At 71.0% G+C, this 17,013-nt stretch carries 12 protein-coding genes; 9 read left to right on the top strand and 3 right to left on the bottom strand.

Annotated features, from left to right (window positions below; all coding sequences use genetic code 11):
- Positions 1-30: 30 nt before the first annotated feature.
- Positions 31-4,596 carry a hypothetical protein gene (locus ACFYOY_RS27320; RefSeq protein ID WP_388590206.1) on the bottom strand — a complete coding sequence of 1,522 codons (4,566 nt, stop codon included), beginning with the start codon at positions 4,594-4,596 and terminating at the stop codon, positions 31-33.
- 154 nt (positions 4,597-4,750) lie between these two features.
- Between ACFYOY_RS27320 and ACFYOY_RS27315 the strand changes: the two genes are divergently transcribed.
- From ACFYOY_RS27315 to ACFYOY_RS27285, 7 genes are all read left to right on the top strand, one after another.
- Positions 4,751-5,848 (top strand): alpha/beta hydrolase, encoded by a 1,098-nt coding sequence (locus ACFYOY_RS27315; protein ID WP_388590204.1) that lies wholly within the window; start codon positions 4,751-4,753, stop codon positions 5,846-5,848.
- 11 nt (positions 5,849-5,859) lie between these two features.
- The gene (locus ACFYOY_RS27310) at positions 5,860-6,600 is read left to right on the top strand and encodes a class I SAM-dependent methyltransferase (protein ID WP_351901802.1); all 741 of its coding nucleotides are present in this window, start codon (positions 5,860-5,862) and stop codon (positions 6,598-6,600) included.
- A 166-nt stretch (positions 6,601-6,766) separates the two neighbouring features.
- Positions 6,767-7,114, top strand: a complete 348-nt coding sequence (locus tag ACFYOY_RS27305; RefSeq protein ID WP_351901800.1) for a hypothetical protein — start codon at positions 6,767-6,769, stop codon at positions 7,112-7,114.
- 983 nt (positions 7,115-8,097) lie between these two features.
- Positions 8,098-11,220: a CHAT domain-containing protein gene (locus ACFYOY_RS27300; RefSeq protein ID WP_388590201.1), complete on the top strand. Its 3,123-nt coding sequence runs from the start codon at positions 8,098-8,100 to the stop codon at positions 11,218-11,220.
- 3 nt (positions 11,221-11,223) lie between these two features.
- Complete coding sequence (locus ACFYOY_RS27295; RefSeq protein ID WP_351901794.1) at positions 11,224-11,664, top strand: hypothetical protein; 441 nt, start codon at positions 11,224-11,226, stop codon at positions 11,662-11,664.
- Positions 11,658-12,590, top strand: a complete 933-nt coding sequence (locus tag ACFYOY_RS27290) for a hypothetical protein (RefSeq protein ID WP_351901792.1) — start codon at positions 11,658-11,660, stop codon at positions 12,588-12,590. The genes ACFYOY_RS27295 and ACFYOY_RS27290 overlap by 7 nt, the downstream gene beginning before the upstream one ends.
- Positions 12,587-14,203: a type VII secretion system-associated protein gene (locus tag ACFYOY_RS27285; protein ID WP_388590199.1), complete on the top strand. Its 1,617-nt coding sequence runs from the start codon at positions 12,587-12,589 to the stop codon at positions 14,201-14,203. The genes ACFYOY_RS27290 and ACFYOY_RS27285 overlap by 4 nt, the downstream gene beginning before the upstream one ends.
- Before the next feature lie 305 nt (positions 14,204-14,508).
- Here ACFYOY_RS27285 and ACFYOY_RS27280 read toward each other — a convergent pair whose 3' ends face one another.
- On the bottom strand, positions 14,509-14,859 hold the full coding sequence (locus ACFYOY_RS27280) for a winged helix-turn-helix transcriptional regulator (protein WP_388590197.1): 351 nt from the start codon (positions 14,857-14,859) through the stop codon (positions 14,509-14,511).
- 61 nt (positions 14,860-14,920) lie between these two features.
- Between ACFYOY_RS27280 and ACFYOY_RS27275 the strand changes: the two genes are divergently transcribed.
- On the top strand, positions 14,921-15,814 hold the full coding sequence (locus ACFYOY_RS27275; protein WP_351901786.1) for an NAD(P)-binding domain-containing protein: 894 nt from the start codon (positions 14,921-14,923) through the stop codon (positions 15,812-15,814).
- 77 nt (positions 15,815-15,891) lie between these two features.
- On the top strand, positions 15,892-16,413 hold the full coding sequence (locus ACFYOY_RS27270; RefSeq protein ID WP_351901784.1) for a YceI family protein: 522 nt from the start codon (positions 15,892-15,894) through the stop codon (positions 16,411-16,413).
- A 44-nt stretch (positions 16,414-16,457) separates the two neighbouring features.
- Here the strand turns inward: ACFYOY_RS27270 and tpg are convergent, their stop codons facing one another.
- Positions 16,458-17,012: a telomere-protecting terminal protein Tpg gene (gene tpg / locus ACFYOY_RS27265; protein WP_388590195.1), complete on the bottom strand. Its 555-nt coding sequence runs from the start codon at positions 17,010-17,012 to the stop codon at positions 16,458-16,460.
- Between the last annotated feature and the right edge of the window lies 1 nt (position 17,013).

Below are 17,013 nucleotides of genomic sequence, written 5' to 3'. Positions count from 1 at the left end.
CCCCGCTCACACCCGTGACCTCGATGACGACTACCGCAAACATCCTGCCACTGGCCGCCAGGGCATCTCGCCGTCCAGCACCCAGCCGAGGTCGTACTCGGTGTGTTCCCGCGACCGGGCGCTGAGCTGGTCGCTGATCCACATCTTGGTGGGCCGCGGCACCCGCGGATGGGCGACAAGTGCATCCAGATCCTGGCGGGTTGCCGCGTACGACCGGCGGATCGCGCAGCTCACCAGCCCCAGCGCGTACCGCTCCGGAAAGACCACGTGGTCGGCGTCGTCCTCCGGGCCAGGCTCCTTGAGGTGCTCCCACAGCGTCCGGTACACGGCCGGAGAACCGTGGTCGAAAATGCTGTCCATCGCGCCGCGGAGCGCCTTCGCGAGGTGGTTCTCCGCGGCGCGGCCCTGCTGGGAGGCCACGGCCGCGCCGATGACGCGGATCAGCAGCTCGGCGGCGGGTGCCGCGCCGTGTGCGGTGCTGAGCCGGCGCACCAGTTGGCCGAGCCCGCTGATCAGTCCGGCGTCGGTCGGTGGCGCGAAAGCCAGGTCGAGGGCCGTGGTGAGGGCCGATGGGGTGAGGGGGCCGGACTCGCAGGCGGCGTGGAGCAGGGCCTTGCGGGCGGCGTTCCGGGTACTGGCCGATGCGCCGTCGAGGCGGGGGATGTCCCCCGCGGCGTCGAACACCAGCTCCGAGAGGAAGGTGTGTGCCGTGGTGTACTGGGCGGGTTCGCACGCGGCGATGGCCCCCACCAGCCCGAGGAAGGCCGCCCGGGTCTTCTGGTCGGAGAAGGTGCCGTACCGCGGCAGGAGTTGGGCCAGCTCGGGCACGGGGAGAGTGCCGACCGACACGGAGCACTCCCAGAGCGTGAGTGCCTGGCGCTGCCGCTTTCCGCTGTTGCCCTCGGCGATCTCGTCCGCGATCAGCCCGGTGAGGGCCGGGGCCGAGGCCCGTAGCGCCCCCAGCACTCGCTCGTGGGCGAGGGGCGGCAGCGGGCCGGTGCCCTTCTTGGCCCGGCCGGTGGTGAGGGCCTCCAGGAGCACGGTGTCGGCGTCCATGAGCGACAGGTCCACCAGCAGGCCGATGTGGCGCTCGGTGTGCAGACCGGAGTCCGTGACGGCCCGGTGCAGGGAGCGGCGGACGAGGTTCCGGGCTGCCGCGGGGGCGGTCGCCGCCTTCTCGATCCTGCTCACCGCGGTGGGGTGGCCGCCGAGCGCGGCGGGCAGGAGGAGCGTCGCCAGGCCGTCCCGGGACAGCCACAGGTCGGAGTCGGCGTCCCAGCCGGAGTGTTCCAGGACCTGCCGGACGCGGTGCGGGGGAACGCCGCGGTGGGCGAGGATCCGGCGGGCGACCAGCGCTCGCCGCTGCGGGGGCGTGACCGGCTGGTTCTCGGGGCACGGCAGGGCCTTCAGCATGACCGCGAGCCGGTGTACGAGGCTCTCCGCGGCGGCGCAGTCGGTGCTGAGCAACTGGGGGAAGACCATCCCGTGTTGCAGTGCGTGGAGCGCTCCTTGCCCGGTCATCTCCAGACAGCGGTCGAGCGTGGCCTCGATGGCCCAGTGGCCGTGCGGCAGCGTGGCCAGGACCGCTGTGGCGGCGATGAGTCCGGCGTTGCCCGCGGTGTCGTGGTCGTCCGCTTCGAGCAGCGCCACTGCGTGGTCGAGGCGGTGCGTCCAGGGGTGGGTTCCGGTGGCCGGCCCGCCGTCGGCGGGGAGTCCGTGGGGACCGGAAGGTCCGTGGCGGCCGAGGAGTCCTTGGCCACCGGGGAGTCCGTGGTCGTGGGTCCACGAGGCGGCCAGCACCCTGGCCAGGGCCGATTGGAAAAGCTCGACGTCGTACGACTTCGGCGCGACGCGCACACGCTGGAGACGCTCCTGGACGGCGGCGGCCCACTCCGGCGAGCCCAGAGTCTCCCAATGCCGGGCCCACAGGGTCATGACGCCGGATGCCAGCTCCGCCAGCCCTCGGGACAAGGCGAAGTCGAGCATCTCCATGAGGCCCCTCCGGGCGGATGCCACATCGACGTGTGACGTCAGCACGAGCAGCCGAGGCAGGACCTCGATGCCCGCGCCGCCCGTACGGCGCCCGGTCAGTTCCCGTACGCAGCCCCAGTCGGCCAGGGCGGCATGGACCGTGAGCGAGTTCTGGGCGGCCAGCCGTTCCAGTGCTTCGAGTACGGCCTCCTGCAGGCTGGGCTCCTTCCTCTGCCACAGCCCGCGGAGCTGCGGCAGGAGGGCGTCGACGTCCGTGTCGCGTACGGTCGGGGCCAGGACCGCGTACCGTCGGGCGACGCCATGCGGCGCCGTCGCGAGCAGAGGCTCGACGGACACGCCCACGGCCGGGTTCCGCGCCGCGACGGCCACCGCGACGGTGTGCAGGATGACGGCGTCCGCGTGCGCAGCCATCCGCATCAGCGTGTCCCGTACCGGGCCGCGATACCTTTCGGCCCCGGCCGCGAGCATGAGGAGCTGTTCGAGGATCGCCCCGACGAAGAAGTCACGGGGATGGGACCCGACCCACTCGCACAGCGACGGCAGCGCTCGTGCCCCGGTGCGGTGCAGCAGACCGCGCGCGGCCGCGTACTCGAACACGGTCTGGTGGAAGAAGTGGATACCGTCCGAGGCTCCCCTGGCCAGCACGCCCCGGTCGATCAGCAGCTCCAGGGACGACCGGACGCGGGCCGGTTCGTACGGCCGCGAGGGGCGTGGGCCGCCGTGCGCCGAGGTGAGCCGCTCGACCAGCTCCTCGTGTGACAGCTCGGTCCGGCCGGCCGACATCAGCACGACGGCGATCGCACCGGTGATCGAGGAGAGGTCCTCCGGCGCCGTGGCGCTCTGGTTGCCGTGATGGCGGCGGTCGGTGACGACCCGGTGGTCCCAGTAGCGGCGGTAGAGGCCGGTGGCGTCGATCTCGGCGCTGGGGAACGCCCCGTCGTCCCGGGCGAGTTCGAACAGCAGCCGCAACTGGAGGGGGCTTCTGCACACCTCGCGCACCGGCAGTCCGCGGGCCACAGGCTCCATCAGCCTCCGTACCCGTGCCTCGTCGTCCCGGGGCACGGCGTCGGGGCAGTAGAGCGCGGCGTGTCCACGGATGGCGTGGGGGATCTCGCTGTCGTCGTACGGACCCAACGACATCCGGACGAAGCCGGTGCGCAGCCGGTTCGCCTCCTCCGGCCGGGAGGTCAGCACCAGGCGGACCCCGGCAGCGGCGAGATCCTCGCACAGGTCGAGCAGCGTCATCTCGTGGTGGTCGTCGTGCAGCAGCAGATCGGCGGTGTCGAGGAGCACGACCGGTGTACGCCCCCGTGTCCGGGCGTGCGTCGCCCCGGACACCACGGTCGCGGGGGTCAGCATGGGGGTTCCGGGGGCGCCACTCAGGGGCCGCAGCAGCCAGGCGGCGTTCACCAGGAACACCTCGGCGTCCTCCAGGGCGGTCAGATCCCGGGCGAGCCCCCACAACAGGCTGCTCTTGCCGTTCCCGGCGTCCCCGGTGACCAGGACCGCCTTCGGATCACCGTCGTAGAGGGCCTCCACCACCCGCTCCTGGACGGCGCGCCGCACATACAGCCCGCCGCTGAGCTGCGGCGGGGAGCCAGTGCCGCGGTCCGGGCGGGGGGAGTCCACGAGGTCCAGGTCGTCCGAGAACCTCCGTGCCCAGCGCAGGAGTTGGCGGTATGCCGCCGGGCCGGTGGCGTCCGGTGGGGTCCCCGCACCCGGATGCGGGAACGCGGCGGAGGGCGAAGCCGGAGCCGGAGCGGACGGCCCGTCCGGGAAGCGTTCCGGCGCCGGGCCCGTGGGATTCGCCGGTCCGGGTGGGGCCGGGTCGCCGCCGGGCGGCAGTTCACGGAGGACGGAGAAGGCGAAGGCGGCGGCGTTGCGGGCGGCGCGGGACTGCCAGCCCTCGGCATCGGCGTCGTACTTCTCCCCGTCGGCGCGGTCGCTGATACCGCGGACGATCAGGGCAGGCAACGCGGCGTTGAGGTGGGCGGCCTGCGCGACGCCCGCGCCCTCCATCTCGATGGCGGCGGCGTCCTGGTAGTTCCGGCGCAGTTGCCGTTTCAGCGGCGAGTCCGCCGAGTTCAGGACGACCTCCCCGGCGGCCACGGGCTTGAGGTGGACGGCCGGATGGGAGGCGCCGGGCGGGCGTTCCGGCAGCAGCCCGGTCCAGGAACCGGACCTGCGGGCGAAGCGGGCGAGCTGGTCGAGTTCCTGACGCACCGGCCAGACCCTCGGGCGGGAGTGGAATTCACCGTCCTCGTCCTTGCCACCGTGGTACGCGTACACATGCGTGGCCACGACGACGTCCCCGAGCTCGATATCGCCCTTGAGCGCCCCGGCCACCCCGACGAATGCCACGGCGCGCGGGCGGAACATGGCGATCGCCCGCTCGGTCAGCACGGCCGCCCCCTGGTTGCCGTCGCCGAGCTCGGCAAGCGCCACCCGCCACGGCGTACCGTCGAGCCGTCCCACCTCGAACAGGGTGCCGCTCGGGTGGAGTTGGGGCCGCGGATCGACCAGGTGTGCCCGAACCGCCTCGTACTCCACGTCCAGTGCGGTCAGCACGACAAGCGAGTCGCTGTGATACCCGGTGCTCTCCACGTTTCCCCCCGGCCACGGTCGATCCTGGTGCGGCCTGCGGGCGAAATGCTACCGTCCGCCGGACTCCGGGGCTGGGACCAGCGGGAGTGGTGGACCGCGACGGGAGTACGAGTCGCCGGTACGCCGGTACCGCCGGGCGGCCGCGGATGCTTGGATGCGCGGTATGGATCTGTCCCGTACGGGCGCTTCTGCCCCGAGGCCGACGGCTGTGCCTCCCTTCGATCCCGAACTGACTGCCGCGCTGGAGTCCTTGGGCAAGGGGCCCAGAGAGCCGGTCACTCCCGCGAATCTCGCGGCCCGGCAAGAGCGGGACACCGCGACCCGGCCCAGGCCGACGGCCGAGGACCTCCGGGCCGATGGCCGTTTCGAGGTGGCGGAGCTGACCGTTCCGGGGCTGCGGGACGGCCCCGATGTCACGCTGGTGAGTGTGCGGCCCGCCGGGCGGGAAGGGCCGCTGCCACTGCTGTACTACATGCACGGCGGCGCGATGATCATGGGCAACGCATGGTCGGTGCTGCCGCGGATTCTTCGCGAGTGGGTCCTCCCCCTGGACATGGCCGTCATCTCGGTCGAGTACCGGCTGGCACCGCGGACGCGGTACCCCGGACCGCTGGAGGACTGCTACGCGGGACTTCTCTGGGCCACCGGGCACGCCGCCGAGCTGGGCATCGACGCGGACCGCGTCATCATCGGCGGGAAGAGCGCCGGCGGCGGGCTCGCCGCGGCCCTCGCCCTGCTGGTCCGTGACCGCGGCGGTCCTGGCATCCTCGGGCAGTTGCTGCTGTGCCCGATGCTCGACGACCGCGGGCGCACGTTCTCCAGCCACCAGATGTCGGGCCTCGGGATGTGGGATCTCATCTCCAGTGAGACCGCCTGGAAAGCACTGCTGGGTGACCGCTACGGCGCGGCGGACCTGTCGCCCTACGCGGCCCCTGCCCGCGCCACGGACCTGTCCGGCCTCCCTCCGGCGTTCATCGACGTCGGCTCGGCGGAGATGTTCCGCGATGAGGACGTGGCGTACGCGAACACGATCTGGCGGGCCGGTGGCCAGGCCGAACTTCATGTATGGCCCGGCGCCTACCACGGTTTCGACGGCTTGGCGCCGCGGGCGGCCATCAGCAAAGACGCACGTGACGCCCGTACCCGCTGGCTGAGGCGCCTCCTCGCTCACTCCAGGAGCACAGAGCCGGGGCCCGAGGGGCCCCCGGGCCCCGGGGGCAAAAACAGTGGACATCGCGTACCCCAGGGGTGAATGGTGACGCTATGGACCAGGAGGAGATCTGGGACGTCGACGCCGCCCAGCGCTACGACACGCCCGGCACGGGCATGTTCGCGCCCGAGATCTTGGAGCCGGCCGTGGATCGCCTTGCTGAGCTCGCGGGCGGCGGAGCGGCGCTCGAATTCGCCATCGGCACCGGCCGGGTGGCTGTCCCGCTCGCCGAACGAGGGGTCCCTGTCACCGGGATCGAGCTGTCGCTTCCGATGGTCCGTCAACTGCGTACCAGGGCGGACGAAGCGACGATCCCCGTGGTCGTGGGCGACATGGCGACTTCCGTGGCTCCCGGGGAGTACACGCTCGTCTATCTCGTCTACAACACCATCTCCAACCTGCTCACCCAAGCCGAACAGGTGGAGTGCTTCCGCAACGCCGCCCGCCACCTCGAGCCCGGTGGCAGGTTCGTGATCGAACTCTGGGTGCCCGAGCTGCGCAAGCTCCCGCCGGGCCAGACCGGCACCGTCTGGCAAACCGAGCCCGGCTATATCGGGCTGGACACCTACGACGTACTGCGCCAGCACGTCGTCTCGCACCACTTCCGGTTCGACGACAGCAAGCAGGCTCGGCTGACCCGCAGTCCGCACCGGTACATCTGGCCGGCCGAACTCGACCTCATGGCTCAGCTGGCCGGATTCGAGTTGGAGACCAGGCATGCGGACTGGACCGGCGCCGAATTCACCGCCGAGTCGCGCTCTCATGTCTCCGTCTACCGCATCCCGCCGAACTGAGCGTGTGGAACGGGTGAGGCCGATCGCTTCCTCGGTACGGGAGTTACGGGAGTGGCGTCGCCCATGGGTCGACTAGCCTTCTCGCCGGTGTCCGGGCCACGGCCAGGCCGGGACCGGGCCCAGGCCCAGGGCAATCGGCGATCAAATCCCGCCATGAGAGTCAGATGTGACCGCTCCGCACAGCGACGACTTCGAGCGTCGGCAGAACTTGGCTCCGCGGTGGCAGACGGCCACCCCTCGCGAGCGCCGCGCCATGATGCGCGAGGACAGCAAGAGCCCCGCGTCGACCCGGAGCAGTTACGCCTTCGTGGGCGTGTTCTTCATGGTCGCCGCGCTCGTGCAAGCGGTCAGGGCGGTGGCCCAGCACCAACCGGCCATGGTCATCGGCATTCTCCTGGCGGCCAGTGTGCTCAGCGGTGCGATGGCAGAGCTGAGCCGTCGCGGCCGTACACGGCTCGGCTTCTCCTTGTTGGTCGTCGGCATGATCGCCCTCGCTTTCGCCGAGCTCCTCTGAGCCGGGGCTGACCACTCGTCCGGCGTGACGCCCACCACCCGTCCGCCCAAGCCCTGATGTGTGGCAGCCTCCTGTCCCGCGACAGGAGGCTGCCGTGTTGATGCGGTGCGGGCCGATGGGAGGTTCCCTTCTCCAAGGCCAGGGCGAACAGACGGGTGACGTCGTCGACATGGACGGGCCTGTAGATGTTCAGGCCCTCGCCGACGTAGCAGGCCGCGCCCGTCGCGGCCACCGACCGGTAGACCATCAGCAGATGCCCGTGGTCCCCGGGCCCCCGGATCAGACTGTCTGGCTCCCGGCGCCCGCGGTGCGCTGGAGAAACACACCGCTGCCGGAGAGGAACACCAGTGTCCTTCCGCTGCCGACGCCGCGTCGTGCAGTGCTACGAGCTCGTGGACGGGCTCGTGGAGTCGGCCAGGGACTCCAGGGCGGGCAGCGCGGTGTACAGCGCCCGCCGCTCCTCGGGGCTGAGCTCTCTACAAGAACGACGGCTCCCCGGTGGAGGAGAACCCCTGGCGGCACGGCAAGGAGGGCCGCACCCGCACCACCAGCGTCTCCGTCGGCCCCGCACCCCTTCGCCCTGGCGCGAGGGTGCGGGGGCGTCGGTTTCCGCCCGGCCACCCCGGTCCGGCGCCCTTCCCTGAAGGAGAAGCACGAGCATGACCACCATCACCCGGCGCGGCCTGTACGAGCGTGTCCGTGAGACTGTTCGGCCGTCGTATCGCCTACGGCAGCACCACAGCGGTCAACGAGCGGCTGGGACGGGCGATGTCGCACAGAGGGCAGACCAGTGGGTGGCCGGTCGGGCTGAGGTGGGTTCGACCAGGTGCCCGGCATCCTGGCGGACGTTGTCCGGGATCCGGCCTCGTGAACCCGCGCGCAGCCGGTAGCGTCGTGCTGGGCATGACCGTCCGGTGCCGGCCGGGTACGCCGCCACCGGTCGGACCCGACAGCGGCTTATGGGGGAACCGAACGGGGGAAGCATGACCGGCACCGACTACGCGCAGCACTTCGATCGTGGCGTGCGGGCCCTGGAGACGTACGCACGCGAGGGCAGTCCTGAGCAGGCTGACGTCGCGCAGAAGGCCTTCACGTACGCCCTTCGCTCCGTTCCCGCGGATCTTCCGGAGGCCGAGCGTGACCATTACCGTGCTGCAGCTCTGGGAAACCTGGCCGGGGTCTGGTACACGCGGGGAGCGCGTACCGGCGCCGTGCACGCGGTGCACCAGGCGATGCGCCACCTGAACGAGGCGTTCACGCTGTTCGACGAGGAATCGGCTACGGCGAACCTGGCATCGGTCCTCCATCTCTGGCAACGCCTGCTGCCGAAGCACGATCTTGGCGAACTCACCGAAGCCCTCAACTTGCTGCGGGAATTGAAGGAACGCGGTGCCACCCGAGGTGGCACCCTGAACTTCGACACCACGGTCGCTCTCCTCTTCACGTACCAGGAGCGGCTGCGCAGACGCGAGCACGAGGGGGACCGCCTTGCCGTGGCGGAGATCGCCGAGGAGACGGCGCGGATCGCGGTGGAGCAGGACCGGGAGGACGCCGCGGGCTTCCTGAAGACCGCTGCCGTGCACTTCCTGGACCTGGCCGATCACCCTGGTGGGGGATACGCCCGGAAGGCTCTGGATCTGGCGGCGGACGCCCTCGCCCGCTGCGAGCCGGGATCGGACGATCATCACCTGTATTCCTTCGACTGGGCGCTGACCGCGCTGATGTGCCTGAGCAAGAACGAGAACCTCCCCGAGGAGCAGGTCGAGCGCATGCTGCCGCTCCTGCACGAGAGCGTCCGCCACAAGGGGGCCTCCGACGCCGGTTCCCGTCTTCCGGAACTTGTGACGCCGCTGCTGGTGCGGTGGTGGGAGGGCAGCGGCAGAACGGACCGGCGTGCGGCACGGGCAGCTCTCGCGCACGCCGAGGCAGAGCTCGCGACGCTCACCGAGGACAGCCCTCGTCAGGTGCCCACCCTCCATACGATCGGGATCCTGCTGCAGCATCGGTATGCCGAGGAGACCGGTTCCGTGGCCGATCTGAGGCAAGCCGCCGTCTGCTTCCGGCGCATCACCGAGCTTTCCGCACAGGACTCGCCCGACCACCGCGACGCTGCAGCGCACCTGATGGCATGCCGTCTCGCGTCCCCGGGCGACGGCCCCGTCCTGGACCTGGTCCACCCCGACGACTTCGACGAGCCGGATCCCCAGGCCGGCCCGGCGGAGGTGATGGCCGCCGCCCAGGGCCTGCTGGACAGCGCCCGGGGCATCTTCGAGAAGGAACTGGTCGCGCGTGCGCTCACCCTGCTGGACCGGCTGGGGGCCGGGGACGGCCTGGATCCCATCATGGCCGCCAACCACGCGTTGGTCCTGGCGTCCGCGCTGCTGAGGGAGTTGCGGCACCGGCCCCACTCGCTGGCGCTCGGGCGTGCGATGGACGTCCTCGAGCGGGCGGCCGCGGCACAGCCGGAGGTTGGCACTCGACATGCGGTACTGCTGGCGAAGATCGCCGACTGCTGGCATGCGCGGTACGACAGCAGCGGCAGCCCGCTCGATCTGGAGGAGGCGATCGAACTGGCCCGCGGCGCGCGTGACATGCTGCCAACAGGGGGACGTCACCACCGGGACAGCACCCGGCAGCTGGGCCTTCTGCTCCTCATCCGGGACAGGCGCTCGGCGGAAGGGCTGCGGCTGATCCGCGAGTGGGCCGCTCCGGAAGACCCCGAGGGGTCCGCGGAGGCCGCCGCCGACTGGTCCCGCAGCGCAGCCGGCACGGGCGCGTGGGAGGAGGCGTCGACGGCGGCGCAGATCGCTCTTCGGCGGGCCCTGACCGGTCTGGAGGCCACCGGCGGCAGTCTGGAGGATCGTCTCGCGCGAATCCATGACGCCGACGTCATCGCGGTCCAGGCGGCCCTCAGCGCGGTCCACGCCGGCGACCTTGCAACAGCGCTGCGCAGTCTGGAAACAGTCGGTTCCGCACGTGTCCCGGGGCCGGGGGAAGGTCCGGACCTGCGGCCGCCTCCCGAGGGATGCGCCGTCGTCCACCTTTGTGCCTCGCGCGGGGCGAACGTCCTCGCTCTGGGCATGGACGCATCAGGCCGGACCGAGGCCCTGTGGCTCCCCGTCTCCGGCGAGGACGTGGACAGCCAGGCGGGCCTCTCGGGACTTACCCAGGGCAACACCCCGGACCCCGCCTGGTACCGGCAGACCGTGGACGTACTCGCCGGCTGGGCGGGCGAGCATCTGGTGAAACCCGTGCTGGAGAAGTGGCCCACCTCCTGGCTCTGTGTGATTCCGCACGGCACGCGTCTCGGATCGTTGCCCCTGCATGCCGCGTGGTGGCCCGACCCCACGCTGCCGGAGGGACGACGCCATGTCCTGGACGCGGTACTGGTCACCGTCGCCAGCGGCTCCAGGCGGCCGCGAGCGGGCGAACCGCACCCCGACGAACCGGGCAGCATCCTCGCGGTCGCCGATCCTGAGCCCATGCGTGAACAGCCGCTGCCCGCAGCCCGCCGCGAGGCCGAAAGAGCGGTACTCCACTTCGCCCGCGCCACGCTGCTGACGGGCACCGACGCGCGCCGCAACGCGGTTCTCGCCGCCCTCCCGGGGGCCGACGTCGTCCATCTGGCCACCCACGGCCGCACCGACCCGCTCCGCCCCCTCGTCAGCGGGCTGGTCCTGGCCGACGACGAGACCCTCAGCCTGGCCAAGCTGCTGGAGCAACCCCTGTCGGGCACCCGCCTGCTGGTGCTCTCCGCGTGCTCCCTCGGTCAGGGAGGAATCTTCTTCCTGGGGCCCCGCCCGACGGGCTCGCTGGTGCAGGCCCTGCTACGCACGGGCCTGGGCGGCGTCATGAGCAGCATGTGGCGGGCACCTGACGAGAGCAGCAGCCTGTTGATCGACCGCTTCTACCAACTGTGGCGTTCCGGCTCCTACCCGCACCCCGCCGAGGCACTGCGCAAGGCCCAGCTGTGGCTCCGCGACGTCACCAACAGCGAACTGGGCGGCACGCCACCCACCTCACCAGCCGCGCGGCACTTCTGGGAGACAACCCGCCCTTATCAACATCCCGTCCACTGGGCGGCGTTCGGGTACGCGGGAGTGTGAGAGATGACGTCCACCGACGAGTCCGACGAATCCATCGAGTCCGACGAGAGAATCCTCGAATGCGCGCGGGCCGTCCGCGCGGAGCTTCCTCGGCTCATCGGCCCGCTCGCCGCCGAGCGCAGACGGGAACTGGACACACGTCTGGCACAGGCCCTGGCCCGCCCCGGCGACACCGGCACCGTCGAGCGGATCCTGATGGCGCTGCAGAGCGAACCGGAACTCCGCACCTGGGCGGCCTACTTCCTAGAGACCGGGAACCCGCCCCGGTACACCGAGCGGGGGGACTACCAGCCACTGCCCGGCTCCGGCGAGGCCGTCCCGGCCACCCGATACTCCTGCCCCGAGCGCGACTTCGCCTGGTACCGGGCCTTCCTCGACGAGCCCCCGCCCCGCTGCCCGACCCACGGTCAGCCCCTCGTACGTGAGGACCCTCCGTCGTGCTGAACCGCTTCCTGGATGCGGTGGCGGGCCGCCTGGCCAAGGAATGGCTGGTGGTCGGCACCCAGTCGCTGGTCTTCTGGGCAGGCGGCTTCGCCGCCGTGGCCTGGGGCACCGGCCGTTCCCCCGTCGACCGCCTGCGCTCACTCACACCAGGCACTCAAGCCCTCGTCGTAGCCGCGGCACTGCTCGCCTTCGCACTGTCCGGGGTCGCCGTCCGCCGGCTGACCCCCGCCGTCCTGACCTTCCTGGAGGGATACGGCTGGCCCGGCCAGCTGCGGCGCTACGCGACAACACGTCAGGAAGCCCGCCGACACCGGCTGCGGGAACGCTGGGAGCGACTGCGCGCCGCCCTGGGCGACGCGGCGGCGCCCGTCGCCCCGGACACGTACGACGCCTTCGTACGGACTGATGCCGCCCTGCGGCGCATCCCCGGTGCCCCCGAACGGCAGTTGCCCACCTGGGTCGGCAACACCCTGCGCTCTGCGGAACTGCGGCCCTACCAGAAGTACGGCCTGGACGCGGTGAAATGCTGGCCACACCTGTGGCTGGTGCTGCCCGCCGAGGTCCGCGACCAGATCGCCCGGGCCCGCGCCGCGCTGGACTCCGCGGTCTCCGCGCTGATCTGGTCCGCCGGATTCGTCGTCTGGACACCATGGGCCGGATGGGCGGCGCCCGTCGCCGCCATAGCCGCGGCGGCGGTGTACCGCGGGGCTCTTCGCGGCCCGTGCGCCGCGCTCGCGGACCTCCTCGAGGCATCGTACGACCTGCATCGCACCGCCCTGTACACGGCACTGCGATGGCCCCTGCCCACGGACCCGGCGCACGAGCGTGAGTCGGGCAAGCTCCTCACCGCCTATCTGTGGCGAGGCTCGGACGCGCCAGTTCCCGTCTTCACCCCGCCGCCCGACACACCGGAGCGCCACCGATGACCGAGGAGACGTCACCGTCCCGGAGGGGCCAGCAAGGGGCCCGTACGCCGGAGGAATTCACCTTGGTCCACGAGCGCGTGCTGCGCGCGCTCGGCGACCACACCCAGGCGGACACCCTGCTGCGCCAGCTGGCCCAGTCTCCGAACCCGCGCACCCTCAGCTCCGTGGGCGAGAAACTGCTACGGCAGGGACGCCCGGAGGAGGCCACGCGGGTACTGCGCGAAGCCCTGCGCCTGGCCAGCGACGAAGCACCCTCCGCCGAGACCGTCACCAACCTGGGCGTCGCACTGCTCATGTCGAACCGGGTGGACGAGGCCGAGGCCGTCCTACGCAGAGGCGCCGAGCTGGGCAGCCCCCTCGCGGCCGCCAACGTGGCCGCCCTTCTCCTGCAGCGCGGGGACCACCAGGGCGCCGAACGCCTCTACGCGAGAGCTGCGCAGACCCGGGACCTCAACTCCGTCCTGAATCTCGCCACCCTCCTCCACGACACCGGGCGCCATCACGAGGCCCACGACCGGCTGCGCACATCGGCCGAGAACGGCGAACGGTCGGCCGCCGCACTGCTGGGCTCCTTCCTGGCGGAAGAGACACCCGCGCAGGACCTGCCGGCCGCACGGCACTGGCTCACCATGGCGGCACGCTCGGGCGACACCGACAGCGAACTGCGGCTGGGGCGGCTGCTGGCCTCGACCGGTGACCGCGAACAGGCCCGGCGATGGCTCACCCGCGCCGCCGAGAAGCTCGACAGGCAGGGAAAACCCGGCAACGGCATGGGGCAGGAGGGCAGCCCGCTGCCGACCCGGGGCGATGACTTCATGATGCGGACGCCCGGGCCTTCCGGCTCCTCGCCGTCAGCGCAGGCCGCATATCTCCTGGGCCGGCTTCACGGCGAGGATGGCGACACCGAGGAGGGCCTGCGCTGGCTGCGCCTGGCCGCCAGGGCTCGTGTGCCCGAGGCCGTTCTGCGAGTCATGGACCTCGACGAGGAGGAAGCCCGGAACGACGAGGACACGATGTGGGCCGGGCTCACCGAGGCCGAACCCGGAGCCGCACACCAACAGGACCCCGCGACCGCGTCGGACGGGAGCGGTCCGCCCCTGTCGGACGCGATCCGCCAGGGACAGTGGTACATGCTCCCGGAGCAAGGCCTGGCACTGCGGGGACCATCCGAAAACCGGGACCTGCCCACGGACCTGATGGTCGGCGGGTGGCCGCTCGACGAGGACGGGCGCTGCGGGCCGTTCGAACCCAATCCTCACTACGTGCCGGACAGCGCGGCGAAGCCGACCGATCCGACGCACGCGCTGCTGCGCCTCTTCGTCAAGGGCCAAGGCCAGGGCTCCGTCGACCGGTTCCTCGCGCTACTGCGCCATACCGTCCTTGAGGTCGCCTGCGACGAACAAGGCCAACCGCTCCTGATATCCGCCCCGGACGGGACGCCGTGTCTGCCGGTCGTCACCGCGGCCCTCCACACACGGCGCCTGCCACCCGCTCGCTGGGAGCGCGTACTGGGGAGGACTCTGCCGGAGATCGCGCCCGCAGGCGTGGACATCCTGCTCAACCCCGGTGACAGAGCACAGTTCCGCCTGCTGACCGAGGGACTGCGCCGCTGACGGAAGGCCGGGTCAGGCTGGCCCGCCTGGACGAACGAGCCCACCTCCATGACCGGTCTCCCACACACGGAGGTGGACACGGCCTTGGCCCAGGAGCTCCGCTCCGGCACGAGATCGACGTGGCGGTCGTACGGCCCTGCACACCGGTGCGCGGCCTGCGTATCCGGCCAGCCCCGCCGCTCCCCTGGCGTCCGTCCGCCGTACCCACCTTTTTGTGGGTACTTGGCAGCGACGGACGACGGAGCGAATCTTGTTGCGGGCGGTCGGAGGGCCGCCGGATCGGATGAGACGGAGGTGGCGTTGCGTCAGGGGCTCGACTGGGCCTCGGCCAGCTTCTCCAGGCGGCGGTGGCCCCAATCGGACAGGGGGGCCAGCGCCTCGGAGAGGTCGCGGCCGAACCCGGTCAGGGAGTACACGGTCTTCAGCGGCAGCCCATCGTGCACATGCCGGTGCACCAGCCCGTCCGTCTCCATCTCACGGAGCGCCTGAGTCAGGACCTTCTCGCTGAGGCCCGGCAGCCGCCGACGCAGCTCGCCGGGGCGATGCGGTCCGGACTCCAGTGCCCAGAGCAGGGCGGTCTTCCACTTGCCGTCGATCACGGCGATCGCGGCGGTCACTCCGCAGACATTCGTGTCCTGAGCACGACTGCGTGTCATCTTCGCTCTATTCCCTCTGAGTTATGAGTTACGCGTATATCCGTATGGGAGTTGAAGTTTCATGTCTACACACTCCGAACAGTCTGCCGTCACCGTGCTCGGTCTGGGGCCGATGGGCCGCGCCCTGGCCGGTGCGTTCCTGGACGCCGGGCTGCGGACCACGGTCTGGAACCGGACGCCGGGCAGGGATCGGGAGCTGATCGAGCGGGGGGCGGTCGGCGCGCGATCGGCGGAAGAGGCCGTCGCAGCAAGCGAGTTGACCGTGGTCTGCGTGGTGAATTACGACGCGTCGGACGCGATCCTGCGGCGCGATGGGGTCACCGATGCGCTCAAGGGGCGCGCCGTGGTGAACCTGACCGCGGACACTCCGGACCGGGCCCGGGACACCTCGGACTGGGCGGCCGGGCATGGCATCCGGTACCTCGACGGTGCGATCATGACGCCGATCAACACCATCGGAGCGCCTGCCGCGGTGTTCATCTACAGCGGCCCGGCGGAGCTCTACGAGGAGCACCGGCCCGTGCTGGACACGCTGGGCGGTACCCATACCCATCTCAGTGCGGAGATCGGCCGGGCGGCGGCCTACGACATCGCCCTGCTCGACATCTTCTGGACGGCGATGGCGGGCTATGCGCACGCCCTGGCCGTGGCGCGGGCGGAGGGGATCAGCGCTCGGGAGTTGGCGCCCTTCGCCCAGGGCATCGGTGCGATCCTCCCGCCGCTCTTCCAGGAGACCGCGGAGGAGGTGGACCGCGGCACCTTCGCCGGTGAAGGCAACCCGATCACCTCGGCGGTGTCGTCCATGTCCCATATAGTCCACACCTCCGAGGGCCATGGCATCGACGCGGGCGTGATGCGCGCGGCCGAAGGCATGGCCCGCCGCGCCATCGGGCTGGGCCACGGCACGGACGGGTTCATCCGCGTCGCCGAAATGCTGGGCCGCAGCGGTAAGTGAAGGGGGCTGGTGCAGCCACCGCGTGTGCGAGATCCTCGTCAATTCGAGAGGGACTTCAGCAAACGGAGGCTACGAACATGGCGATTTCCAGCGCTGCGGAGCTGTCCTTACCAGCAGCAGGCACCTACGAAATCGATCCGGCCGCATCGACCGTGCGCTTCGCCACGCGGGCCTTGGGGCTGCTCCCGGTCCATGGGACGTTCAGCATCAGGCAGGGCCGGATCACCATTGCCGAGACGCCGGAAGCGTCGTCGGTGGACGTCGAGATGGACGCGGCCAGCTTCGCGTCCGGCATTCAGCGTCGCGACGACCACGTCAGGTCGTCCGACTTCCTGGACGTGGAGCGACACCCCACGATCCAGTTCCGGGGCCACAGCCTGGATCAATCCGCCCAAGGAGCCTCACTGCGAGGGGAGTTGACCGTCTGCGGAGTGACCCAGCCGGTAGTCGTCGCGATCGGCAGCATGGTCGGCGAGGGCAAGCGCATCACCGCCAACGGCACCGTCTCCATCGACCGCTACGCCTTCGGTGTCAGCAAGGCCAAAGGTATGGCGGCTCGCCGCCTGAAGATCACCTTGGATATCGTCGCCAGCAGCTGAGCACGTCGATCAAGCCCGGGCACCCGGGCGCGTCAGTCCGCTCCTTACAGGTCGACCTCGATGTAGTCGATGTCGGTGAACTCCACCAGCAGGCCCTGGGCGCGGCGGCCGCGGTCCTTGAAGTAGATCTCCTGCAGGCCCTCGGCCGCGATGTCGAGCAGTTGCTGTTCGGCGGCGCCCTGTTCCTGGGCGTCGAAGAGGCGGGCGGCGTACTGCGGCGGCAGCGCCTGGGTGATGTGGCGCAGCCGGGCGTCGTCGGTGGTGCCGGGGGCGGCGGTGTAGCCGAAGCGGGCTCGGGTGTCGAGGACGATGCCGCCGGTGGTGGCTGCCTGTTTCTTGGCCCTGGCGCGGATCTGCGGCTGCCACCGCTTTCTCACCTCGCGGTCTATGCGGGTGGCGAGGGGCTTGCGGGGCCGCTTGAGCTGGTCCTTGACATACCGCTCGACGGTGCGCTGGGAGATGCCGAGCAGGTCGGCCACCGGCCGGGTGCCCTTGAGCTGTCTGACCAGATAGCGCATCTGCGCACCGGCCGACTTGGGGACGGGGCGGGTGAAGGTGCCTTCCACCGCCTTGTCCAGGCTCTCCGCGAGCTTGCCCATC

This window comes from Streptomyces sp. NPDC007875 (assembly GCF_042868035.1).
Classification (GTDB): Bacteria; Actinomycetota; Actinomycetes; order Streptomycetales; family Streptomycetaceae; genus Streptomyces; species Streptomyces antimycoticus.
Note: the sequence above shows the minus strand (reverse complement) of the source record. Positions and strands in the feature narration are given on the sequence as shown.

Coding starts and splice junctions, on each gene's coding strand:
- ACFYOY_RS27315 (WP_388590204.1), top strand. CDS start 4,751: ATGCGCGGTATGGATCTGTCCCGTACGGGCGCTTCTGCCCCGAGGCCG.
- ACFYOY_RS27310 (WP_351901802.1), top strand. CDS start 5,860: ATGGACCAGGAGGAGATCTGGGACGTCGACGCCGCCCAGCGCTACGAC.
- ACFYOY_RS27300 (WP_388590201.1), top strand. CDS start 8,098: ATGACCGGCACCGACTACGCGCAGCACTTCGATCGTGGCGTGCGGGCC.
- ACFYOY_RS27295 (WP_351901794.1), top strand. CDS start 11,224: ATGACGTCCACCGACGAGTCCGACGAATCCATCGAGTCCGACGAGAGA.
- ACFYOY_RS27285 (WP_388590199.1), top strand. CDS start 12,587: ATGACCGAGGAGACGTCACCGTCCCGGAGGGGCCAGCAAGGGGCCCGT.
- ACFYOY_RS27280 (WP_388590197.1), bottom strand. CDS start 14,859: ATGACACGCAGTCGTGCTCAGGACACGAATGTCTGCGGAGTGACCGCC.
- ACFYOY_RS27275 (WP_351901786.1), top strand. CDS start 14,921: ATGTCTACACACTCCGAACAGTCTGCCGTCACCGTGCTCGGTCTGGGG.
- ACFYOY_RS27270 (WP_351901784.1), top strand. CDS start 15,892: ATGGCGATTTCCAGCGCTGCGGAGCTGTCCTTACCAGCAGCAGGCACC.
- tpg (WP_388590195.1), bottom strand. CDS start 17,012: ATGGGCAAGCTCGCGGAGAGCCTGGACAAGGCGGTGGAAGGCACCTTC.